General features: G+C 58.1%; 19 protein-coding genes and 1 tRNA gene. 11 read left to right on the forward strand and 9 right to left on the reverse strand.

Annotation, left to right across the window (positions count from 1 at the left end):
* Positions 1-226: 226 nt before the first annotated feature.
* Positions 227-1456, reverse strand: a complete 1230-nt coding sequence (gene pepT, locus ACGY09_RS16985; protein ID WP_397568662.1) for a peptidase T — start codon at positions 1454-1456, stop codon at positions 227-229.
* A gap of 169 nt (positions 1457-1625) precedes the next feature.
* Here pepT and ACGY09_RS16990 point away from each other — a divergent pair.
* The 7 genes from ACGY09_RS16990 to ACGY09_RS17020 all read left to right on the forward strand — a co-directional run bounded on the left by ACGY09_RS16990 (position 1626) and on the right by ACGY09_RS17020 (position 9152).
* Positions 1626-1699 (forward strand) — tRNA-Asp (locus tag ACGY09_RS16990).
* A gap of 397 nt (positions 1700-2096) precedes the next feature.
* Positions 2097-2858: a tyrosine-type recombinase/integrase gene (locus ACGY09_RS16995; protein WP_397568663.1), complete on the forward strand. Its 762-nt coding sequence runs from the start codon at positions 2097-2099 to the stop codon at positions 2856-2858.
* Positions 2859-4824: 1966 nt separating this feature from the next.
* On the forward strand, positions 4825-7095 hold the full coding sequence (gene katG, locus ACGY09_RS17000) for a catalase/peroxidase HPI (protein ID WP_397568664.1): 2271 nt from the start codon (positions 4825-4827) through the stop codon (positions 7093-7095).
* Positions 7096-7372: 277 nt separating this feature from the next.
* On the forward strand, positions 7373-7711 hold the full coding sequence (locus ACGY09_RS17005) for an ArsR/SmtB family transcription factor (protein WP_397568665.1): 339 nt from the start codon (positions 7373-7375) through the stop codon (positions 7709-7711).
* A gap of 3 nt (positions 7712-7714) precedes the next feature.
* Complete coding sequence (locus ACGY09_RS17010) at positions 7715-8149, forward strand: SRPBCC domain-containing protein (protein WP_397568666.1); 435 nt, start codon at positions 7715-7717, stop codon at positions 8147-8149.
* Between the two features lie 198 nt (positions 8150-8347).
* Entirely contained in the window at positions 8348-8581 is a 234-nt protein-coding gene (locus ACGY09_RS17015; protein WP_397568667.1) for a hypothetical protein, read from the forward strand.
* Between the two features lie 292 nt (positions 8582-8873).
* Positions 8874-9152, forward strand: coding sequence for a hypothetical protein (locus ACGY09_RS17020; RefSeq protein ID WP_373648992.1), 279 nt, complete (start codon positions 8874-8876; stop codon positions 9150-9152).
* Positions 9153-9294: 142 nt separating this feature from the next.
* On the opposite strand, the gene ACGY09_RS17025 is transcribed toward ACGY09_RS17020, so the two are convergent.
* The 4 genes from ACGY09_RS17025 to ACGY09_RS17040 all read right to left on the reverse strand — a co-directional run bounded on the left by ACGY09_RS17025 (position 9295) and on the right by ACGY09_RS17040 (position 12576).
* Positions 9295-9918 carry a hypothetical protein gene (locus tag ACGY09_RS17025; RefSeq protein WP_397568668.1) on the reverse strand — a complete coding sequence of 208 codons (624 nt, stop codon included), beginning with the start codon at positions 9916-9918 and terminating at the stop codon, positions 9295-9297.
* A gap of 7 nt (positions 9919-9925) precedes the next feature.
* Positions 9926-10162 carry a hypothetical protein gene (locus ACGY09_RS17030; protein ID WP_397568669.1) on the reverse strand — a complete coding sequence of 79 codons (237 nt, stop codon included), beginning with the start codon at positions 10160-10162 and terminating at the stop codon, positions 9926-9928.
* Positions 10155-10478, reverse strand: coding sequence for a hypothetical protein (locus tag ACGY09_RS17035; RefSeq protein WP_397568670.1), 324 nt, complete (start codon positions 10476-10478; stop codon positions 10155-10157). The genes ACGY09_RS17030 and ACGY09_RS17035 overlap by 8 nt, the downstream gene beginning before the upstream one ends.
* Before the next feature lie 229 nt (positions 10479-10707).
* Entirely contained in the window at positions 10708-12576 is a 1869-nt protein-coding gene (locus tag ACGY09_RS17040; RefSeq protein ID WP_397568671.1) for an ArnT family glycosyltransferase, read from the reverse strand.
* A gap of 404 nt (positions 12577-12980) precedes the next feature.
* On the opposite strand from ACGY09_RS17040, the gene trpS reads away from it, so the two are divergent.
* Complete coding sequence (gene trpS, locus ACGY09_RS17045; RefSeq protein ID WP_373648987.1) at positions 12981-13964, forward strand: tryptophan--tRNA ligase; 984 nt, start codon at positions 12981-12983, stop codon at positions 13962-13964.
* A 234-nt stretch (positions 13965-14198) separates the two neighbouring features.
* Here the strand turns inward: trpS and ACGY09_RS17050 are convergent, their stop codons facing one another.
* From ACGY09_RS17050 to ACGY09_RS17060, 3 genes are all read right to left on the reverse strand, one after another.
* Positions 14199-15023, reverse strand: coding sequence for a hypothetical protein (locus ACGY09_RS17050; protein ID WP_397568672.1), 825 nt, complete (start codon positions 15021-15023; stop codon positions 14199-14201).
* 240 nt (positions 15024-15263) lie between these two features.
* Positions 15264-15674 (reverse strand): response regulator, encoded by a 411-nt coding sequence (locus ACGY09_RS17055; RefSeq protein WP_373648985.1) that lies wholly within the window; start codon positions 15672-15674, stop codon positions 15264-15266.
* Between the two features lie 212 nt (positions 15675-15886).
* Positions 15887-16414 carry a peptide chain release factor family protein gene (locus tag ACGY09_RS17060; RefSeq protein ID WP_397568673.1) on the reverse strand — a complete coding sequence of 176 codons (528 nt, stop codon included), beginning with the start codon at positions 16412-16414 and terminating at the stop codon, positions 15887-15889.
* 330 nt (positions 16415-16744) lie between these two features.
* Between ACGY09_RS17060 and ACGY09_RS17065 the strand changes: the two genes are divergently transcribed.
* Complete coding sequence (locus tag ACGY09_RS17065) at positions 16745-17995, forward strand: FAD-binding oxidoreductase (protein ID WP_373648983.1); 1251 nt, start codon at positions 16745-16747, stop codon at positions 17993-17995.
* An 88-nt stretch (positions 17996-18083) separates the two neighbouring features.
* Here the strand turns inward: ACGY09_RS17065 and ACGY09_RS17070 are convergent, their stop codons facing one another.
* Positions 18084-19529 carry an ATP-dependent DNA helicase RecQ gene (locus ACGY09_RS17070; protein ID WP_373653775.1) on the reverse strand — a complete coding sequence of 482 codons (1446 nt, stop codon included), beginning with the start codon at positions 19527-19529 and terminating at the stop codon, positions 18084-18086.
* A 150-nt stretch (positions 19530-19679) separates the two neighbouring features.
* Between ACGY09_RS17070 and ACGY09_RS17075 the strand changes: the two genes are divergently transcribed.
* Together ACGY09_RS17075 and argC are read left to right on the forward strand one after the other, a co-directional pair.
* A complete protein-coding gene (locus tag ACGY09_RS17075; protein ID WP_373653774.1) occupies positions 19680-21887 on the forward strand; it encodes a hypothetical protein in 2208 nt (735 codons plus the stop codon).
* 128 nt (positions 21888-22015) lie between these two features.
* Positions 22016-23038 carry an N-acetyl-gamma-glutamyl-phosphate reductase gene (argC, locus tag ACGY09_RS17080; RefSeq protein WP_373653773.1) on the forward strand — a complete coding sequence of 341 codons (1023 nt, stop codon included), beginning with the start codon at positions 22016-22018 and terminating at the stop codon, positions 23036-23038.
* The last annotated feature ends 132 nt before the right edge of the window (positions 23039-23170 follow it).

Consider the following 23170-nt stretch of genomic DNA (forward strand, 5'->3'; position numbering starts at 1 on the left):
ACGCGTCGGTGTCGTCGTGTCTTGCACTGGGTAGGGGCGGCCAGCTCGATGCGACAGGGTGCTCATCAGGGCGATGCTGGTCTCAATACAGAGTGACCGAGGTTCCTCGCAGAGAGGCTACCTCGGTCACTTCTGCATGATGCTGGTCCTCTTTCAGGGCTCATTTCACGGCGCAGCCGCGAGTTGCTCGCATCGGCGGGCAGCAAATCCATTTGGATTCTGCCCGTTACTTCGCCCATTCCTGAGCCAGTTGGACCAGGACTTCTGTTGCCGCCTGCATTTCCTGAAGGCTGGTCCATTCCAGTGGTGAGTGCGGATTGTGTTCGCCCGTCGACAGATTCGGGGTGGGTAACCCCATGGCTGTCAGTAAGGAACCATCGGTTCCTCCGCGCACGATCGTCGTTCGGGGCTCACGGCCTAATGAGCGGAAGGCGTCGATCGCCTTGGAAATCGCACGCGGCTCTTTGGCCAGATTGTCGCGCATGTTGCGGTACTGGGGGCGAGTTTCGATCGTGATCTCGGCCCGGGGATGCTCCGCACGCAGCGAAATCGCGATGGACTCCAGCAGCCGGGCCTGTTCGGCCAGTTGTGGCGCTTCAAAGTCCCGCAGAATCAGGCGTGCTGAAGCTTCCACGACACTTCCTTCAATATGATAGGGATGGATGAAGCCCTGCCGTCCCTCGGTGGTCTCGGGGCTGAGCGTTGCGGTGGGCAGACGCGCAAGAAACTGGCTGAGGATCCGTACGGCGTTGACCATGGCCCCTTTGGCGACGGAGGTGTGCGTGTTGATACCTTTGACGGTGACGACGGCCCCGTCTGCGGAAAAGGTTTCCGTATCGATTTCGTTGGTCCCGGCGCCATCGAGCGTATAAGCCACTACTGCGCCAAGTTTTTTCAGATCGACCTTGTCGGTCCCACGCCCGATCTCTTCGTCACAGGTGAAGCAGAGTCGTACCAGGCCATGCGGGAGCTTTGATCCCTGTTTCAGCAATTCGGCTGCGGCGGACATAATGACTGCGACACCCGATTTATCGTCGGCTCCGAGCAGGGTTGTTCCATCAGTGGTGATCAATGTGTGACCATGGCACTTCGTGAGATCCGGGTTTTCGTCCACCCGGATGACTTTGGTGGGGTCACCGGGAAGGACCAGATCGCCCCCCTGATAATTCTCGTGGAGGACAGGTTTGACATTTTCTGCCGTAAATTCGGGCGAGGTGTCGACGTGAGCCACCCAGGCAATGACGGGAACGTCATGCGGGACCGTGGCGGGGACAGACGCCATGACGATTCCGAATTCGTCGCAGGTGACATCCGCCAGTCCCATTTTGCGGCACTCGTCGGCAAGCAGCTTGCTGAGATTTAACTGCTTGGCAGTGCTGGGGTAAGAGCTACTGGTCTCGTCGGACTGAGTGTCGATCTGGACGTAGCGGAGGAAACGATTGAGCAAAGTATCCATGCGAGGACTTTCCAACTGGAGAGACGACGGGCAGATGGTCGACACAATGTTGGCATAGCAGAACTGGTCCCAAAGAAATTTGGAAGCCTCGACAACTTGACGACCAGAAAACGGATGATAGAATCGGCCTCCCCATCTGCACCGCAGTGTGGGGGCTGCAGAAATGCGAGGGGTCGTAGCTCAATTGGTTAGAGTACCGGACTGTCGATCCGGTGGTTGCGGGTTCGAGCCCCGTCGACCTCGCTTAAAAGCCTTGTTCACAAGTTTTTGTGGACAAGGCTTTTTTCATGCGGTGCCGCTCGAATCGGATCGGCCGTGGGTCTCGTTCGTGTCCGCGATCCGTGGCGGGGCTGATCGTGGGGCAATCGGCGTTTCCTCCCCGCAATAGCTCCCTCTCCCTCTAGCGGGAGTGTTGTCGGGCTTTTGCATGACCCGTGGGTCACGTCAAAAGAGTGGAGCAACCCGGCGAAGTCCCGCAGTCACCTTCGTGATTGCAGCAGCTACGCGGCGGCCCTGACCTGTAGGCCTCGCGCGTGACGAAGGCAGTCACGTGCGAAGGCTGCGACCGGTACGAGCTGGACACTCTGGCCTGGATCACCTGCGGACATCGAGGGAACGTGGCTGGTCGAATGAGCTGGCTGTGAATGAACCGTTGAGCTCGAAGGGTGGGGGGAACAGGGGAAAGAAGCTGCCTCCTCAGTTCCTGACGCCTGACGAGCTGCAGGCCGTTCTCGAGGCGAACAATAAGGGGCTGACGGGAACGCGAAACCGGGCTCTGATCGTGGTTGGCTGGCGCTCGGGCGTGCGGATCGGCGAGGCTCTGTCGATCCGGCCGGCAGACCTGGACGAAACGAACCACGCCATCCGGGTCTTGCATGGCAAAGGCAACAAGGCCCGGACCGTGGGCATGGATCGGCAATCGTGGGCTGTCATCTCGAACTGGATGACCGCCCGCAAAGCGGCAGGCCTGGATGCGGCCGAAACCTTGTTCTGCACAGAGACCGGCGGACGGCTGGATTCACGTTACGTGCGCGAGCTGCTGCCCAGGCTCGCCGCTCACGCGAACGTGAATAAGCGATGCCATTTCCACGGCCTGCGTCACACGATGGCCTTCGAGCTCGTAACAGAGGGCGTGCCCGTCCACCTCATTCAGCAGCAACTGGGGCACAGCAACGTGGCAATCACCAGCCGCTACATCAACCACCTCAACCCAGCTGAGACCATCAACCGCATGAAGGCCAGGTCATGGAACAAGGCGGGAACGCCCAGTCAGGTCGGCCTGAATCTCAATCTGCCGGATTGGTTGGAACGGTTCAAATCGGAACTCGGAAACCGATTAATTGCGTTCACAGATCTGAGAACAGACGAATCACAATTCCGAGTTTTGCTGACCCTGCTTTGAGTCGAACGGGTCCTTCCTGGACTCGTTCGTCTCCTGCCCCCTTTGGGGGCAGCCACTAGTGCGAAGTCCCTTTCTTTAACTTTTGACGCGTCCTCATTTCCTCCCACCCCATGAAATAGGGCGTCTGAGTTTCCTCAGACGCCCCGTCTCGATCCGTAAATGTTACCAACCTAAAGTGGCTGGGCTTAAATTGAGGATCACTCTTCGGCGACAGCTAGTCCCTTCCTTGAACTCATGCAGCCGTCAGAGCAACACCCTAAGAGTTCGCACACGCCGCCTGGCTCGCAGCATGTACTGGTTTCACAGCAACCGCCTGGCTCGCAACAACCACCGGTTTCACAGCAATCGTCGTCTTCGCAGCAACCACCGGTTTCACAGCAATCGTCGTCTTCGCAGCAACCGTCGGTTGAGGAACATGCCCCAATTGAGCAACAGGTCAGGACTTCACCATTCGCCAAATTATTCGACGGTGAAACCTCTGCAAAACGGTTAGAAGCGTTAAAAGCCCAAGCCGACCCGCAAACAACCAGGCAGAACAGACACGAAAACAGAATTCCAAATTTCATCTTACAGTTTCCTTTTGTTGCTCAATGATTCACGGTGGACGCGCTTGTAGAACTCGCGTAACCGGAACACTTCTATTGATTGAGAAATTTTACGTAGACTGAAGCCGTCCGCACCGCAGAAACTGGAGCGGACTCGAATAGAAGGGGATTCGCAAAGAAATGCGGATCCAGCATTTGAACAACGACTGTCAACAAAGCCAACGGCAGTAAAGTACGTTTCGGCTCGGTTGAGTGATGAACGGGTCGCTCGAAAACAACGACTCCAGATTTCCGTCCAGGGCTGGACGTTCGATCCAGACATAGATCGGCGCCAGGACAAAGACCGAAGAAAAGGCGAGGGACTCGAAATAGTCCGTTAGCGTCACCATCCGCTCAACGCACGGACACAGCTGATCCGGCGCCGGAAACGTTGGGGCGTCTCCCGACTCTTGAGTCGACGAGTTGATGTCCATGGGACAACACCCATGTGAACCGCAAGGTGCACAATCCCATTTTGATCCTTCTGCCTCCCTTGGGAGCGTTTGATCGAGGAGTGCGCAACACCAGCACTGCGGTAGCGCGATCGTCACGCCACAAAGGAAAACCAAGATTTTTAGTGCTGAGCTGAACATGGTAGGTGAACGATATCCTGCGACGAAAGACCAAGCAAGACATCTTTCTGGTCTATGCCAACGTCAGCTACCCCCTCCGCGATCGCGCCGTAAAAAAATAGGGATTCCGCTGTGGCGCAACTAGATTGAAGGCATAGTGGTGTAGCACTGCCGAGCCTACATCTCTGGACTGTCGATCCGGTGGTTGCGGGTTCGAGCCCCGTCGACCTCGCTGAAAAGCCTTGTTCACAAGTTTTTGTGGACAAGGCTTTTTTTCTGCGGTGCCGATCGAATCGGATCTGCCGTGGGTCTCGTTCGCGAATCGTGGCGGAATCTGTGTTTCCTCCCAGCAGCAGTGCCAACTCCCTCTAGCGGGAGTGGTGTCGGGCTTTTGCATCTGTAGTGGGGCAGTGCATAAGAGGCGGTCAGCGGCAGAGCGCCCATTGGTCTAAGCTCCGATGCGGGGAGCTTGGCTCGTACTGGCTCAATCTTCTCGCCACCGTCTGCAGAGCCCCGGTGAGCAGTAGGCCCATGGCCGGTGATCGCTGCGGTGGAGTGAGTAGGGCGGCGGGTGAATCGAGGTTTCGAATGCGGCGTTTGTCCGTCAGGGCGAATCGCGAAGATGTTTCTGTCCAGTCCTTTCGCTCAGACAGATAGTCCGCGGCTCGGGTCTGTCTAAGAGGGTGGGGCGCGTTGCGGTTGACGGCGGTTTTCGTGAGGGGTCTAGTGTATCGGTGAGTCCAGTCGACGTTGCGATGGCACTGAGCTGAATCATCTCACGCGTATCAATTCTGAATGAGGGGGCCTCCGATGACAGACGACAACGGCAAATGTCCGTTTTCCGGCGCGGTTCGTACGCATACCGTGGCGGCGGCGCCGTCGAATTCCGACTGGTGGCCGAACCAGTTGAAGCTGGACCTGCTGCGCCAGCACTCCTCAAAGTCCGATCCCATGGGACAGGGCTTCGACTATGCCGAGGAGTTTAACAGTCTCGATCTGGCAGCGGTGAAACGGGATCTGGCCGAGGTGATGACCAATTCACAGGATTGGTGGCCGGCAGACTTTGGCCACTACGGGCCGTTGTTCATCCGCATGGCCTGGCACAGTGCCGGGACGTACCGCACGGGTGACGGGCGTGGTGGAGCAGGACGGGGACAGCAGCGATTCGCCCCGCTCAACAGCTGGCCCGATAACGTCAGCCTGGACAAGGCGCGGCGGCTGATCTGGCCCGTCAAGCAGAAGTACGGCCGGAAGATCTCCTGGGCCGACCTGATCATTCTCACCGGCAACGTGGCGCTGGAGACGATGGGATTTCCGACGTTCGGATTCGGGGGAGGCCGCAAGGATGTCTGGGAACCCGATCAGGATGTCTACTGGGGCGCAGAAAAGACGTGGCTGGGGGGAGATGTCCGGTACGCACGAGGATCGGAAGGGGTTGAGAAGCCGGGGGGCGTGGTGTCATCGGACGACAACGCTGATGGTCAGGTTCATGACCGCCAGCTTGAGAATCCACTCGCCGCCGTCCAGATGGGATTGATTTACGTGAATCCCGAAGGCCCCGATGGCAATCCTGATCCCCTGGCGGCCGCGTTTGATATCCGCGAGACGTTCAAGCGCATGGCGATGAACGATGAAGAGACGGTGGCCTTGATAGCGGGCGGTCATAGTTTTGGGAAAACGCACGGGGCTGCACCCGCTTCTCACGTGGGGCCCGAGCCTGAAGCGGCTGGTCTTGAAGAGCAGGGGCTGGGCTGGAGGAACAGCTTCCGCACCGGCAAGGGGGAAGATGCGATCACCAGTGGACTTGAGGTGACCTGGACAACCACGCCGACCCACTGGAGCGTCAACTTCCTCGAGAATCTCTTTCAGTTCGAGTGGGAGCTGACGAAGAGCCCGGCGGGGGCTCATCAGTGGCGTCCCAAAAATAACGCCGGTGCCGAGACGGTGCCGCACGCGCATGATCCGTCCCGGCGGATCTCGCCCACAATGCTGACGACCGACTTGGCGCTGCGATTCGATCCGGCCTATGAGAAGATTGCTCGCCGTTTTCTTGCAAATCCCGGAGAGTTTACCGACGCGTTCGCACGGGCCTGGTTCAAGCTGACACACCGCGATATGGGCCCGAAAATTCGCTATCTGGGTCCCGAGGTGCCTCAGGAAGACCTGATCTGGCAGGACCCGATCCCTGCCGTCGATCATCCGCTGATCGATGCCGCGGATATCACGTCGCTCAAAGCGCAGATTCAGACGTCAGGGCTGACGGTTTCGCAGTTGGTGTCGACGGCCTGGGCTTCGGCTGCGACATTCCGCGGCTCCGACATGCGGGGCGGTGCGAACGGTGCACGGATTCGACTGGCACCCCAGAAGGACTGGGAAGCGAACTCACCCGCCGAACTGGCTGTCGTCCTGAAGAAGCTGGAGGAAATTCAGTCCGCCTTTAATCAGCAGGCCCCCAACGGGAAGAAGGTCTCGCTGGCGGATCTGATCGTGCTGACGGGAGGAGTCGGAATCGAGCAGGGGGCGAAAAAGGGAGGGCATACGATTGTCGTTCCGTTTACGCCGGGGCGCATGGACGCTCTGCAAGAGCAGACCGATATTGAATCGTTCGAGGCACTGGAGCCGATTGCGGACGGCTTCCGTAACTACTTGAAGGGGGCCTATTCGCTTCCTGCCGAGGCGTTGCTGGTCGACAAGGCTCAGCTACTGACTCTGACGGCCCCGGAGATGGCAGTCCTGGTCGCCGGGATGCGCGTGCTGGAGACGAATGTCGGCCAGTCCCGGGCGGGGGTGTTGACCGAGCGGCCTGGAGCTCTGACGAATGACTTCTTTGTCAATCTGCTGGATATGGGGACGGAATGGAAACTGATTTCAGGGGACCTGTACGAAGGTCGCGATCGCAAGTCGCGGGCCTTGAAGTGGAATGGAACTCGTGTCGATCTGGTCTTCGGGTCAAACTCCGAGTTGCGCGCCCTCGCTGAGGTTTATGCCAGTGCGGACGCCGAAAAGAAGTTCGTCGATGACTTTGTGGCCGCCTGGGTGAAAGTGATGGAACTCGATCGCTTCGATCTCGTGCGGCACTGATCAAGGCGGTCTTCCGGTTCGTTTGTTTCACGGCAAGATGCTTTGGTAATGCCATTTCCCATGACAGTCGTTCTCTGTTGCAGGCCCCGGTGTTCGCGGAACATCGGGGCCTGCGGCATTGTTCGGGGGCGTTGCGCTGTTCCGGGGGTGTCGCTCCGGGTGGAGGTGGGAAGCCGTTCGATGACTTGGCTGCGATTTAACCAAATGGTTGACTCTTTGCGGTATAGGCGATATCATTTAACCAAGTGGTTGAGTGTTGTTGGTAAGGAGGCTCGCTGTGGTTGATCGCGTTTCGGCCAGTGCTTCGCGACTGGATCGTGTGTTCCACGCTTTGTCTGACTCGACGCGCCGGTCGATTCTGCAGGACGTTGCCGAGCGGGAGATGTCGGTGAGCGAAATCGCGCTGCCGTATCAGATGTCGCTGGCGGCCGTCTCGAAGCATTTGAAAGTTTTAGAGCGTGCCGGGCTGATTGGTCGTGAGAAACGGGGTTCGTTTCAGTTCGTGCGGATCAACGCGGAACCGATGAAGGAAGCACGGCAGTGGCTCGCTTATTACGAACGATTCTGGGACGACCATCTGGAACGTCTTCAGAAGCATCTTGCGAAAGGGGACTGAGCAGTGACGGAAAGTATTCGACGGGAACTTTATTTCCCTCAGTCGCGGGAGCGGGTCTGGAAGGCGATCACGGACCGTGCCGCTCTTGCCGAATGGATGTATCCGAATAATTTCGAGCCGAGTGTCGGGCACCGTTTCCAGTTCCATGTCCCTCCCAAGCCGCAGATTGGCTTTGATGGCCTGGTGGTGGAGTGCGAAGTCACGGAATGCGAGCCACCGCACCTGCTGAAATTTTCGTGGAATGCTGGTGAGCCCATTGTGGATACTCACGTCTCGTTCCGACTGGAGTCACTCAACGAGGGGACGCAGGTCTACTTCGAGCATTCCGGCTTCGATTTAAGTCGTCCGTATGCGGATCGGGCTTTCGAAGGGGCGCAGTATGGCTGGGCGAAAATGCTTGAGAAGCAGCTTGCTGCGTTACTGGCACGCGTCTCTTAGCAAGCAGTTCCTTTATGTCGCGTAAGTGCCTCGTTCTGGCACCCTGTCGGTTTGCGGGCTCAGCGAAAGTCGCGTCTGAGCGAGCCCCCTGATTTTTTACGAAGTTTGTCAGAAGAAGTTCCGGCAATCCAGGCGTTGACCAAATTTGTCTGGCGACGCGGACTCAGTTCAAATAACTCAAGACTTGCGGAAAACCGAATGAAAGCCAGCACCAAGCGATCAATTCTCCGATGGACTCACATCGTCTTCAGTTTTCCCATTATGGGGTATGTCTACAGTCCGTTTGAAGAAATTCCCGCTCAGGCCCCCGCTGTCCGCTATTTCTTTCTGCCGGCGCTGATCGTGACAGGGCTGTGGCTCTGGCAGGGGCACGTGTTAAAGCGGCTGATCAGGAAAAGCCCCGCGGAGGAACAAGCCCCCAATCTTGTCTGAATCGCAAGTTCAGGGGATGGTCTGGTTTCCGACGCAGAATCTGCCTGGGTTGCGCGCAGGCTGCCCAGGTTTTCGTCGCATGTACTCTGCCACGACGTTCAGCGGCTGTATTTATTTGTCAGCCACAATCGAACTTTTTGCACAAACATGGTCGCTAAAAATGAGTTTCCGGATATAACAATTCCGTTGTCAGAAGAATTGTCAGGATGACTCAGCAAGTGATTAGCACACAGCTATAAACGGAATTCGGTGTAGCTGCTGCACTTAGCGAGATGCGGTAGGAAGATTCGACGTGGATGAGTTGAGAACACTATTCGTTGGCGGTTACGCTGATGGTGAGTGGATGCAGATATCTCCAGAGACGACGTGTGTCCGTATGCCGTTCAAGAATCCCTTTTCGCTGGACGAGTGGGATGAAGAAGTCTACCTGGAGCGAGTCCTGGCCGAGGACGCTGACGGAAGAATACGTATCTTCGCCAGTGAAACTCTTACCGATTCTCAGGCGATCGAAGTGCTGCTGAAGTGCTATAGCCCCAGCACGCTCTCCACGGCCGACACTAAGGAAATGTGACGATTCCTCGTCCCGTTTCTGAGCCATTTCCTCCGTCCGATCTGGCATTGCTTCTAATCAGGCTCTGTGACGTTGTGGTCATTGGGGAATGACGGTAGCCGCGCTGTTTGGTGTACGGGTCTGGAGGATCGCCCGCTCGATGTCACGCTGCGCGATTTCTGGCAGAACTATTATTCCTGCTTTGAAGCGCTTGTAGTGCGCCGATGCTGACCAGCACGGCTCCGGCAAGCTCAAGTCCCGCGTTCATTCGGTTACCGACTGTCGGCAGACCGTACAGAAAAGCATCGAGAGGCCCGTACGAGGTCGTGCGGATCGTGACGAGTGTCAGCAGGAACGCGAGCGAGAAGTGGGCCAGAGTCCGTTCCCGCCAATGCCCGCGGAGCAGATACAGACTGACAAGCAAACCGACGAGACTGACGGCGGCCGCCCCGGCGACGAGGGCAACCTGCAGCGTCCTTCGGTCGCTGTACCAGCCCTGGTCCTTCGCCAGCCCGCGCCCGTAAATCGTTATCAGTGATTGCAGGTCGAATAACTTGTTCAGGCTCAACAGGACCATGATCAATGCGAGCCCGATCCAGTAGAGGGAACGAGTCGACTTCTGATCGCCCGGTCCTTCAGGCGTCTCTGCGGTCGGTTGCACGGCTGGCTGTACGGTGGCGGCCCGGAAACAGAGCAGGGCGGCGAGCAGGTGTGCGGCAGAAATGGCCAGCCCCCAGCGTGTTCCAGTAATGGGGCGCCAGACGAGATCCGCAAGTAGCAGGGACATGGTTCAATCAGTGTGATAAAGGGCGTTGCGATCGATCCAGCGAGGCTCGGCCGTGGATCTTCATTGCGCCGTAGATAATCACGGCCACCGCGGCCAGTCCATACATCCAGGGAGAGATTGAGAACGTCAGCGTTAAAACGTCGCTGACCGGCGCGGTGAAGCGGGTGATGTCATCTGGATAGATTACAAAGTAAGCGATGACGCTGATCACCAGGACAACGATGTGTCGCTGCCGGTCAGTCATGGTCGACCTCCTTCACCGGTTTCGCGGGAACAGAACTGATCAGGGAATGAGCGATTCCTCCCAGCACCAGCAGGACACCAAGTTTCTGCATTCCCGGAATTGCGAGCACCATCGTCGGAATTCCGATCAGTCCATACCCGCATGACAGGACGGTGACCAGAACTCCCCACAGTACCAGCCGCGATCCTGTAGACTGGCCTGAGTTCAGCAGCCAGATCGAGCCCAGAAACACGCAGGTGCAGACGGCGTAAACAACGAAGTGTTCGGGACGAGTTGGGAACGAAGCCATCTCGGCGGTGAAATTGAGCGACGACATGCCGTTGCTCCGATGCCAGCAGGGAGAGGGGTTGTGCAAATCGGGACCGGACTCACGATAAGGTGCGGAGGAATCAGTCGCAACCTCGTGATTCGACCTGGTTCACAGGACGTGGACCGAAGCGCCGCTCTGAACGTGGCCGATCCAATGACGGGTTTCGGGGCGCGCAGCCGAGACGACTGGCGAGAGCACCCTGCCGTCGTTCCCATTTCGACCCCGCTCTGCCCGCTTATTGTCGACCGAGCAGAATCAGTTCTGTTCGCCGCAAAAAGTTCCGGTGTCGTGAGAGTTCGGCGATATTTCCGGGAAGCTCATCCCGCAGTTCATTGTGCTTACTGACGGGGGTAATGATGAATCGGTGCGGTCCCCCTGCGATAAAGTCGGCGGCATCGCGCGGCGTGTGTAAGACGGTGACTCGTTTTCCAGCATAACCGGCGTAGTAGACGACGCTGGGCTGGAAGTAACGGAAGGTGCCAATCTCAACCTCACCGTCATTCGAGAGACGTCGGGCATCGGCGATGAATTTGGGAGTGTCCTGATAGTTGTTAACGCGGACCGGGGCGACCCCGACCACGAGAACCGCCAGCAGAATGGACATAGCGACTAGCGTCTGGATGACGCGGGTACGGAGTTCCTGGTCGAGGAACTTCATCGCGATATAGGCACCGGCAATCGGGACCAGGCCAATCAGGGCCAGCCACTGTTCACTGGAGAACAGGACATAGGCGGCGATGTAGACGCCGATGACCATCAGAATGCCGACCAGTCCGAGGGCGCGGCAGCAGAGATTGAATGAATAGACACCTTCGTCCACCTCGTCCCGTCGCCAGTCATGCAGGTACCGACCGAGGATCAAAGCCACGGCGGGATACATGGGAAGCAGGTAGTTGGGGAGCCGGGTGCTGGCGAGTGAGAAGAAAATGAACCAGGTTCCGGCCCAGCAGGCGACGAGACGATCACTGTCGCGCCAGCGAGCACCGTCGATGAACCGTTCGCCCATGCGGAAGACCGCTACGGGGAGGAAGACCGACCAGGGGAAACACGAGACCAGAATCGCGACGACGTAATACAACTGATAGAACGGAAAGCCATTGTGGTTTTCCTTCGCGGTCAGTGCCCGATTCAGGTTGTGATCGAGGAAGAAGCCCCGTAACCACTCGCCGTTCGTTTTATAGCCGACCACCAGATACCAGGGTAAGGCGATGGCAATGACGATGCCGAGCCCGATCAGGAAGTGCATTCCACGAAGTGTCTGCAGGATTTGTCGGGGGCGCAATGTCTGAAGGGCGATGCGCCACCAGCGTTTCCACCAGGGGCCCGTCGGAGCGGTCAGGACTTCACTTTCGATATCCCGTTCGCGCCACGAAATCAGCAGAAAAAGGATCAGGATCCCACTCGGAAGGACAACCCCCACCGGTCCCTTGGCGAGCACGGCGAAACCCATGGCTGCGAACAGAGGGGCGGCCCACTTCCAGTCGGATGGCAGCAGTGTGTCAGGTTGCTGTACGGTCGAGGCCGCGTTCGAGTCGCTCTCGGCGAGAGCTGTCTGGTTCAGTTCGGATGGGGCCTCATCGGCGTCTTCTTCGGAATCGGTTTCCGCAGCACTGTCGCCGCTGAAGTTGCCCCCGCGCTGCCGGGCGACGACCCAGACATAGCAGGTGAAGGTGAGCGTCACAAAGAAAATCAATGTCGCGTCGGGAGTAACCGCACGACCGACTGCCGTGAACAGCAGGCAGGTGCAGAGAATGCAACTGGCCAGAATTCCGATTTCGGCAGAGTAGAGCTTGCGGCCCAGATGGTAGGTCAGAAGTGTTGTACCGACCGACAACAGGGCCGATGCGAATCGGGCCGAAAATTCGGAGATCCCGAAGAACTTGTACGAAGTCAGCATCAGCCAGTAGATCAGGATTGGCTTGTCGGTTCGCAATGCTTCGTTAAAGGTCGGGACGATGACATCCCCACGCCGAAACATTTCAGCCCCGCAACTGGCGTTCTTGGGCTCGTCTTCGTTGAAGAGGGCGTAACTGCCGAGATTGGTGAAGAAGATCACGACCGCCATCAGGGCGAGCAGCGCTTGGTGGCGCAACAAAACAGTCATGCAGTCGTTCCTTAACTCACACGCCATTGGCGGTCCATCATCCCAGGCTGGCGCAGAAGCCTTGCGCGAACTTTACGTGATTGCCAAATGTCAAACAACTGTGACCGCGGGAGGTGAAGCCCGTCCGGGCAGGGGAGCCTTCAAGATCTGAAGCGATTTCGCTGCCCTTCGACGGACTGATGTCGGGTTCTCGTCTGTGCGACCATGAACGCACGTTCGGGAATCTGACGGGCAGGGAATCGCGCCGTTCCCCTGACTGCATCGGGTGATTCGGGGTGGCTGCCGGTTCACGATGATGGCTAATCAGGTCGGCAATTTGATATCTTCATGCCGTGGCACAGGGGTTGTGCAGCCGTGTCGCGATCAAATCGTCGTTAATTTCGTTTCGAACAAACTGGTGTTTCATGCGTGTTTTGTCAGGTATCCAGCCGACCGGTCGATTTCATTGGGGTAACTATTTCGGCGCGATCCAGCAATACATAGCGCTTCAGGGGAACGAACAGTCGTTCTACTTCATTGCCGACCTCCATGCGTTGACAACCGTCCGCGACGCCAAGGTGCTTGAGCAGAACGTGAATGATGCGGCCCTGGACCTGCTGGCGCTGGGGCTCGATCCGAGCCAGGCGTCGCTCTTTCGGCAATCCGATGTTCCGGAAGTGACGGAACTGATGTGGCTGCTGATGAGTATTACTCAGTTCAGCCTGCTGGAGAAATGCACCTCGTTCAAAGACAAGGCCGCGAAAGGGATTGCGGCTGACGCGGGTCTTTTCACCTACCCCGTTCTGATGGCCGCCGACATTCTGCTATATGACAGCGACGTGGTGCCGGTGGGGGCGGATCAGGTCCAGCATCTCGAAGTAACGCGTGACATCGCTCAGCGATTCAACAGCATCTATGGAGCCGAGACGCTTCATCTGCCGACAGCCCGCGTCCTGAAGGAAGGGGCGAAAGTGCCGGGAACGGACGGCGAAAAAATGTCCAAAAGCTACGGCAACACGATCGAGATCTTCGATGCCGAAAAGCCGCTGCGGAAAAAGATCATGTCGATCAAAACGGACTCACTTCCGCTCGAAGCTCCCAAAGACCCCGATCACTGTTCCGTCTTTGCGCTCTATCAGCTTTTCGCCACTGCTGAAGAGCAGGCAGCGCTGGCTCAGAAATACCGGGCTGGCGGCATGGGGTATGGTGAAGCGAAGCAAGCCGTGTTCGATGCATCGATGAAGTACTTCAGTGCGGCACGAACGAAGCGGGCCGAGCTTGTCGCTGACCCGGACTATGTTGAAGACGTGCTGCGGGCTGGCGCCAAGAAAGCCCGCGCGAAGGGGAAAGAAGTTCTCGAACGCGTCCGCAAGGCCTGTGGCCTGAAAGGTCTGAGCGTGCGCGACTAGTGTTCCGTCACGGATCCAAGTCCGAATGCCACTGTATGACCGTCCTCGGTCATGCAGTGCGCTGTTCCGCACCCCAAAATGGCACAGCCTCTCTGACAGTTCTGTCCCAGAGGCAAACCCCGAAGGATTCATGGTGGCCATGGATCAGGTGCCAGCAGTCGAAGTCCGCGTGACGCAGCCTGACACGCTGACGGGTCCCGTAGGAAGGGATTAACGCGACAGACCCTGCCCGTGTTACTTCTTCGAAGGAAGGTCTCGTTTTGTCGGAAGTTCGCGTTCGCCCCAGAACTGTTTCGCGTCGGTCGTGACGAGTTCGTTAAAGGCGCGAACGCAGATTTCCCGGCCGTAGTCGAGTCCATCGAACAAGGCGGCTTCGTGTGACTCGATCACGCCGGATGCGGTCAGTCTTAACCAGAGGTATTCGAGTTCGGATCCCGAGTCGACGATCGGTTCGTGTGTCAGTTCGATGCAGAGGGTCCCTCGTTCCGCGTCGAGAGGAAATTGCCACTGGCCGACGAAACCTTCGGGCTCGATTTTCAGCTTCTTCAGGGGATTCGGTTGCCAGAGGCGAAAGAATGACCAGTCTGCGGGACTTGACCAGACAGAGCCTTGCGGAATCCGGTTGACGTAAGTCACGTTCCAGCGGTGGGGCTGGCCCAGTTTCGGCATGACATCCTGAACGCTGTCGAGTGTTGCGACGAAGCCGTCACGGATCGCTTCGTAGCGCGCATAAAGGTTCCCTTCGTAGCCGAGCCAGCCGAAGCAGAATCCGTTCTGATGGAAGCGGATCGCCCGGTCGCCCATGACATTCCGAAGTTGCTGCTCGATTTCGGGTCGGCCGGGGGCGTGACGCTCGGCAGGGCCGATCGATTGCCAGGCCGCGGGCCATTCCGGTCCGAGTCGTTGACGCCATTCCCCGGCGGAAACAGCGAGAAAACTGGCGGGCGGTGCGAAATCGACCCCTAACCAGGTTTCGATCAGGGGTGGATAAGCGAACTCAGGCGGCAGCTCGTGATTGCCAAAGTTATAGCCGAACCGCAACGGTGTCAGTGTGGGCATGACGTCACCGCATGAAACAAGCCAGTGAAACCGACCGAAGTATATGGAGTAACTCAATCCATCGGACACGCGAATAGTCTAGCTGATCCGCATGCGGGAACAATGAGTTCCTTAAAACATTTCCAGCGGCCTTCGGAATTCGACCAACAGGTCGTTAGAGCTTGTCCAGATCGCTCACTCAACATCTGGATCGGACCCGATGCCCGGCGGATTCTCAGTGGATTTCACCGAGGCCTGACATCATGTGCTCAGAAGTTGATGGGTCAGCTCGTTATCGTGGTAGGTGGTTGCGACTGCCGTCGCCACGGTCCTGACCAGTTCTTTTTTCGTCGTCGGCTTTTTCAGGACAGAGAACGCCTGTGCCTCTGCTGCGTGATCACAAAGTTCCGCCGAGTAGTCGCCGGTAATCAGGATACAAGGTGCGAGAGTATGAATCTCTTTCAGGCGGCGCAGTGCTTCCAGTCCGGTCAGACATTGCATGTGCATGTCAAAGAGGGCCAGATGCACTTTTTCGTGGGCCGCTCGTTCGAGTGCTTCTTCCCCGGATTCTGCTTCGATCAGGCGAAAGAATGGTTCGAAGATTTCGCAAAGAGTGCTACGAAAGGCGTCATCGTCGTCGGCGATTAACAACTGGTACTGCTCGACAATCATGAAGTTACACCGCAGAACTCGAAAATTTTCGCATCACATCTTGCCTCACCGAGACACTTGGCTTAACAGAATTAGATTAACGGGTCAATCGGAGTTCCTCTTACGATGGGGCTCGGGTGGCTCGGGCTGGGGGGCTCGAGAACTTGGGGGACTCGGCAGGACACCAGGTTGCTGGACGACCGGGGGTTGCGGGGGCGATTGGCCCGTGTCGTCTAGTCGAGCTGAGACAGGCCATGCCTGCGGCGGGACTCATTCAGCCACAGGAACGCGCGGGGCTCCTTCTTCAGCAGCTTAATCAATTGGGACGGAGTACACCCCAGTTGTTCGGCGGAACCGTGGAGATGGCTGTTCCGTGCGTTGAGGACGTCCAGGGCTTCCGCCAGAACCTGCGGAAAATCTTCGTGTTCTTCGTTGATTCCAATTCGTCCGCCGGCGCACCGTGACCGCCACAATTCCGTCGGCGCAGCTTCCGCCAGTGCATGGGTTCGGACGGCTAAAGCGAGATTCAGCCGCAGCCGTTTGACCGCATTGCGGTGATTATCGAACTGGCTTCGTCGTTCGGCCGCCTGGCCCTCAATTCCCGTCGGCCGATGTCGAATGACCACGGCGGATTCGGTCTTGTTCCGATGCTGTCCTCCCGGGCCCCGTCGCCGTTCGTGGCGGACATCGCAGTCCCGTAGCAGTGTTTCCACAGGAATCCGGGCAGGATGTTCCAGGTCTGGGGGATCGATTTCGAGCATTCTCAGCCTTCTTCAGGAGTGTTCGATCGCGTTTCAATCGACTCGAAAATCTCTCTGGTTTCAATCTGGTCAGTGGGGGAGGTACGGCAATGAAATTCCGTGCAAATCTCACAGGGGAGTCGAGCGGCCCGGGGAACCGGCGCACAGCCGCCTTTTCTTTCGGGACGTACGACTTTATGCTCCGCTTCAACTCCGACACCCTTGAATGTGACAATGACCCGTGTGATGGCGACTTTCATCGTTGATGCAGGGGGGTGGCTGACTGGTCCTGCGAGTTGAGCAGTTCCCATTCCGGCTGTTATTCCTTTTATTATTCGAGCTTTTCTGGATATGACAACGACATCCACTCCGGCAGAATTCGTGCCTGCGACACAGGCGGAACTCGCTCGATTCATGGCCGAAAACGTGGCGGGACCTCGAAAAACAATCTGTCCCGTGGGGGGGCGGACGGCACTGCACTACGGAGCGGCAGCGACAGCGGATCTGAATGTCTCGCTCGCCGAACTGACTCGCGTGATCGACTACCCCGCCCGTGATATGACGATCACGGTTGAAGCCGGAATGCGGATTGATGAGCTCCAGTCGCGGCTGGCGGCCGAACGACAGCGGCTTCCGATCGATATCGCGCAGCCGACCCGGGCCACGCTCGGTGGTGCAATCGCGACGAATACCAGTGGCTCGCGCCGGTTTGGACATGGGACATTCCGCGACTATGTCATCGGTATTTCGGCCGTGGACGCTGCGGGCCAGCTTTTCAAAGCGGGCGGACGGGTTGTCAAAAACGTGGCGGGCTACGATATCTGCAAGTTGCTGGTCGGTTCGCGCGGCACGTTAGGGATTGTGACCCAGGTGACGCTGAAACTGCGTCCCATGCCCGAGACGACCGCCTTGGCCTGTTTCGGCTTCAAGTCATTTGAGCGGGTTGAGCTGGCTCTTCAGCGACTGCTGAAATCGGACGCCCGTCCGGTCGCCGTCGATGTGTTGAATCCTCCCGCCACACGGCTGATCAGTACGGCTGCTCGTACTTCTGCCCAGCATGCTCCCGTCACTCTATGTCTGGGTGTTGAAGGGTCAAAGAAAGAAGTCGAATGGCAGCTTGAGACCCTTCATCGCGAACTGGCCGAGGGGGATGTCCAGTCGGAAGAGCGGATTCACGAACCGGACGCGGCGCGACTGTGGGAAGCACTGACGGAATTCCCGACGTGTGCTGACGATCCACTCACCTTCCAGGCGAATCTGCTCCCCTCGAAAGCGATGGAATTTGCCAGCCGGGCCACCCAGCTGGGGGTCGCTATTCAAGTTCACGCCGGCAATGGAATCGTGGTCGGTCAGCTTCCCGATGAAGCCGTATCGATTGAAAAGACGATGACCATTCTGAACGAACTGCGACAGCTCGCCCGTTCGGGCCGAGGGAACCTGGTTGTCCTGCACTGCGATCCGGAATGGAAAAATCGGATGCCGATGTGCGGGGATCCCGAGCCGAGCTGGGGGTTGATGCAGCGATTGAAGCAGCAGCTTGATCCGCACGGGCTCCTCAATCCAGGTCGATTCGTCGACGCCGTGTCGATTCCTGCCCGCTGAATGATCCTGGTGCAGGGGTCCAGTCGTGAAGCAGGAACTCAGCGTGAAGCACGAACGCTTTATCTGCGCTGCCTGCACCCGGCTGCTGTCAGTCGTGAGGGGTGATTCCGAAGTAGTCGTTGAGGTACGACTTCCGGTCCCCCTCGCTGCGGATGAACTGGACCAGCGCGAGCAGCTTCTGCTGGTCGCGACGGAGTTTGTCGGCCAGCCGCTGTTCGTCGCGTAACTCCGGAGCCAGCGGACCGAGAACGGTGATCTGCATCGGATCCCAGGTCCCTTCAATGACGCCGTACCGTTCGAGCATGCCGAGGACTGTTTCCAGCCGGTGGTCATGTTTCTGTCGGGCATGCAGCTTTTCCCGCATCCATTCCAGACCAAACGCCGAGATTTGTTCTTCGTTGTGGACCAGCAGATCGTACACTCGCTGATAGAACTCGGCGTCCGGATTGCTCCATCGAAGAAACTCCATCTGTGTCAGCAGATCGGATTCTTCGTAAAGCAGGACGCAGTCTGCCGGCAGACCGTCACGTCCAGCCCGTCCAATTTCCTGATACCAGGCCTCCATCGAGCCGGGAACCTCGGCGTGAATGACAAACCGAATATCGTTTTTGTCGATCCCCATGCCGAAGGCGGGTGTGGCGAGAACCAGGGGACAACGCCCCTCCATGAACTCGTTCTGAATCTTGCGACGGTAGTTCCGTTCCAGATCGCCGTGGTAGCAGACGTGCGGGACCTTGAGCGATTGCAGGCGTTCACTGAAGCGTTCCAGTGACCGGATCAGGGTGAAATAGATGATCCCGCTGCCGGGGGTATGAGAATGTTGCTGCCGAATGTGCAGGATCCGGTCGATTTTTTCGTCTTCGCCCCAAACCTCGTTCACCGCGAGGGTCAGGTTAGGACGCTCAATTCCGGCGTCGAAGGTTTTGATTTCGTCGGGCGAAAGGCCGAGTTGCCGGACGATATCCTGCTGCACTTCCGGAGTTGCGGTTGCCGTCAGGGCGATCGTCGTCGGATTCCCGAGTCGCTCGCGGAACTCGGCCAACCGGGTGTAGTCGGGACGGAAATCGTGTCCCCATTCACTGATGCAATGGGCTTCATCCACGGCCAGCAAATGGACCCGGCGTTGCTGGAGCGCCTGCAGGAACTCCTCTTTTCGAAATCGCTCGGGCGTGACGTACAGCAGTTGGTAATCTCCTTTTGCGACCCCCTTGTAGCGCCGTTCGCGTTCCTGCCGATTGAGCGACGAGTTGATATAGGTGGCGGAGATTCCACGGTTCCGCAGTGAATCGACCTGGTCCTTCATCAACGCAATCAGCGGTGACAGGACGAGTGTCAGGGGTGTCCGTGTCGGACCACTCGTTTCGGGGGAAGGCGGAATCAGCGCGGGAATCTGATAGCACAATGATTTGCCACCCCCGGTCGGCATCATCACCAGGGCATGCTGGTGGCTCAGGACGTGGTGAATCACCATTTCCTGCAAGGGGCGGAACGAGTCATAACCGAAATACTGCTGCAAGACGTCGAGAGGCTTCATGACCGAGATTTGACGGATTCGCTGCGAAAACTCAAGCCTGTGAAAGGGGCGGTGATTGCCCCGGCACTGTTGTCGTCTGGTTTTTCGTAACCCAAAATTGATATCCTGCACACGCGTCAAAGTTTGTCGATGTCAGCGCAAAGGGTCAACATGCGACTTCGGTTCAGCGCCAGTTTCAATCCTGTTCGGGTCAGTTCCCGGTTACGCGGATTCCTGTGGCAGGGGGTGACCCATTTTACGCTGGCTCTGGGTTTCTGCCTCAGCACCGGGGCGGTCGTCGTGGCTCAGACCGGCTATCCGATGGTGATGAGTCTTCATCCCGTGGGTGTGCAGGTGGGGACAACGACGGAATGCGAGGTTCACGCCCGCTATACCATGCTGGGGGCGTTCCAGTGCACCGTCGGAGGGACGGGCGTCACCGCAGAGATCGTGGCTCCCGAACTGCCGCCACTGAATCCCGGTGAGAAGCAGAAAGAGGTCAATCGCCTGAAGGTCCGCTTCACTGTCGCAGCCGACGCACTACCGGGAGTGCGCGAGTTCCGTCTCGCTACGCCCAACGGGGCCAGTACTGTGGGGCAACTGGTCGTCGTCGCAGATCCGGTTGTCGCGGAAGTCCCCGACAACAACACCGCTGATAAAGCCCAGTCAGTGAAATTGCCTGCGACGCTATGCGGACTGATTGAAAAAGCCGAGGATGCCGACTTCTGGAAGTTCTCGGCCGAGGCGGGGCAGACCATCCACTTTCAGGTCCGTTGCCAACGGCTCCAGGACAAGATCCACGATTTACAGGTCCACGCCGACCCCATCCTGTTCCTGCGGGATTCCACGGGAGCGGTCCTGGCCATGTCGGATAACGGCTTTTTTGCCGATCCGTTTCTGACGCACCGGTTCTCGCAGTCGGGCGAATATCTGCTGGAAATCCGCGATGTTCGTTATCAGGGGAATGAAGATTGGTCGTACTGTATCGAAGCCAGTTCACGAGCCCATGTAGGAGGCGCATTTCCGAACGCGGTGAAGGCCGGGGTCGCGACCGATGTGGAGTTAAGCGGCGTGAATCTTCCGGATGATTTCCGTGGCCGGGTCGAAGTTCCGTCAACGACGGCAGTGGGGATTGCTTCACTCCCTGTTCAGTTGCCGAATCAGGTTTCCAACCCGGTGGGATTTGTCGTGACCGATTTGCCCATTCTGGTGGAACCGGCAGGGGACAATGATTCACCGGCGACCGCGGTTCCTGTGGAAGTTCCCCAAGTCATCGCGGGACGGATCGAAGCGACTTCCGACCTGGACTGTTACGCCTTCACGGCCACGCAGGGAGAACGGTTTTCGTTCGAAGTGATCTCCCGTCGCCAGATGTCGAATCTCGATTCATTCATCAGAATCCTGAACGAGCAGGGGCAACCGCTGCGGGAAGACGATGATGGTCGATTCGGCAGACTCGTCTTCGCCGACACGCGGCTGGAAGGGTGGGAAGCACCCGCCACAGGGAAGTACTTCGTGGAGATTCGCGACGGTCTGCTGCGAGGGGGGGCGGGGTACGAATACGCCCTGCAGATCACCCGGACACTCCCCAGCTTTGAACTGGAAATCGATACGGACAAGACGCAGTTGACCCCCGGGACGTACGGAGCGATCTTCGTCAGGGCCGTTCGTAAGCACGGATTCACGGGAGAAATTCAACTGCATATCGAGGGGCTTCCCGAAGGAGTCGTCGCTACCTGCGGACGGATCCTGGCGGGGAAGGGACTCGATGGATGCATCGTTCTTTACGCTCCTGCAGAGCTGAAACTCGCAGCGAGCGATGTTCGCATCTGGGGGACCGCGACGCATCCTCTCCCCGCGCCGTCTGCGGCCCCCGCGGGCGCACCCGAGGCATCTCCTGCTGCACTGGAACTGACTGCGGTGGCGGTCCCGTATCAGGAGTACTACTCTCCGGGGGGTGGCCGTGGTCACTATCCCGTTACAAATCATACGGTTGCGGTCGGAGCCAGTTCCGATCTGCTGGCGGTAAATCTGAGCGAGACGGAAATTCGTCTGAAGCCGGGTGCATCCAGGAAAATTGCGGTCACCCTGGTCAGAGCCAAGGACGTTAATGCCAATGTGACTCTCGATTTCATGAACCGGCATCTCGAACAGGTTTACGCCAACAGTTTGCCGGAAGGGGTGGTGATGGACGACAGCCAGAGCAAGCTGTTGCTGACGGGAGCCGACTGTGACGGGTTCATCACGCTCAAGGCAGAGAAAACGGCCCCGCCGGTGGAGCGTCAGGTGACGGCCATCATGGCCAACTTCTCGCTGAACTTCGTGATGAAAGCGACGTATTCGAGTCCTCCGCTGTTTATTACGGTCGAAAAGGAATGAGAACCGCTGTGAGGGGGTGGGTCGAATCGTAGTGGCCGGGATCGAACCTTGCCTCACGGCAGAGTGTCCGCCAGAATCAGCCCTCTCGACCGCTCGCAGTATTCATTTCCAAAAAGGACTGTTCTCAGATGATCAATGTCGGCATCCTCGGGGCGACCGGCTACACCGCCCTCGAACTGATTAAGATTTTGGTCAATCACCCCGAAGTGAAGTTGACGGCGTTGACCTCCCGTCAAGAAGGCTCGCCCCATGTCTCCACGGTGCACCCCAGTCTTACCGGGCGAGTGGATATCTGCTGCGAAGACCTGAAGCCTGCGGAAGTGGCCGAGCGGGCCAAGTACGTGTTCTGTGCACTGCCTCACGTTGCCAGCATGGCGGTGGTGCCCGAGTACGTCGCGGCGGGGTGTCGGGTGATCGACCTGAGTGCCGATTATCGACTGACCGACCCGGCGGTCTATGCAAAGTGGTATGGCCATGTGCATACCGACCCGACGCGACTGGGGACGACTCCCTATGGACTGCCCGAACTGTTTGCAGACCGGATCAAGTCGGCCGTCCTGGTCGCTAATCCCGGGTGTTACACCAGCACGTCGATTCTCGGGCTGGCTCCGGCCATCTGCGGCGGATTCGTCGAGCCGACCGGTATCATCATCGATGCCAAAAGCGGCGTCAGTGGGGCTGGCCGGACGCCCAAGCTGAATACCCTGTTTGCCGAGTGCAATGAGAGCTTCTCGGCATACGCCGTGGGGACGCATCGGCACATGCCAGAAATCGAACAGGTTCTGTCGGACGCTTCGGGCAAGAGTGTCGAGGTACTGTTTACTCCCCATCTGGTCCCGATGGATCGAGGGATCCTGGCGACGATCTACGCGACACCGACGCGACCCGTCACGCAGGAAGAATTGTTGAACGAGTACCGCAAGTTCTATGCGGGCAAACCCTTCATTCGTGTCGTCGACCATCTTCCTGCCACGAAAGATAGCGCGTACACGAATTTCTGCGATATCACGGTCCGCGTCACAAAGGGGCGAGTCATCATCGTTGCCTGTCTCGACAACCTCATCAAAGGGGCCTCGGGCGTTGCGATCCAGAACTTCAACCTGATGGCCGGGTTCCCTGAAACGATGGGCCTGCTCCCCTGCGGACGGTAGCACTGGTCGGCTATGGGTCTGGCCGGCGAAGGTGCAGGGCGTAGAGTTGAGGGCGTAGAAACGACACAACGCCCCGAATTTCGTCCGCACTTCCGTGGCGGATCGAAGGGGCGTTGAGGCGATTGTGGAGAG

The sequence above is a fragment of the Schlesneria sphaerica genome, from assembly GCF_044336245.1.
Classification (GTDB): Bacteria; Planctomycetota; Planctomycetia; order Planctomycetales; family Planctomycetaceae; genus Schlesneria; species Schlesneria sphaerica.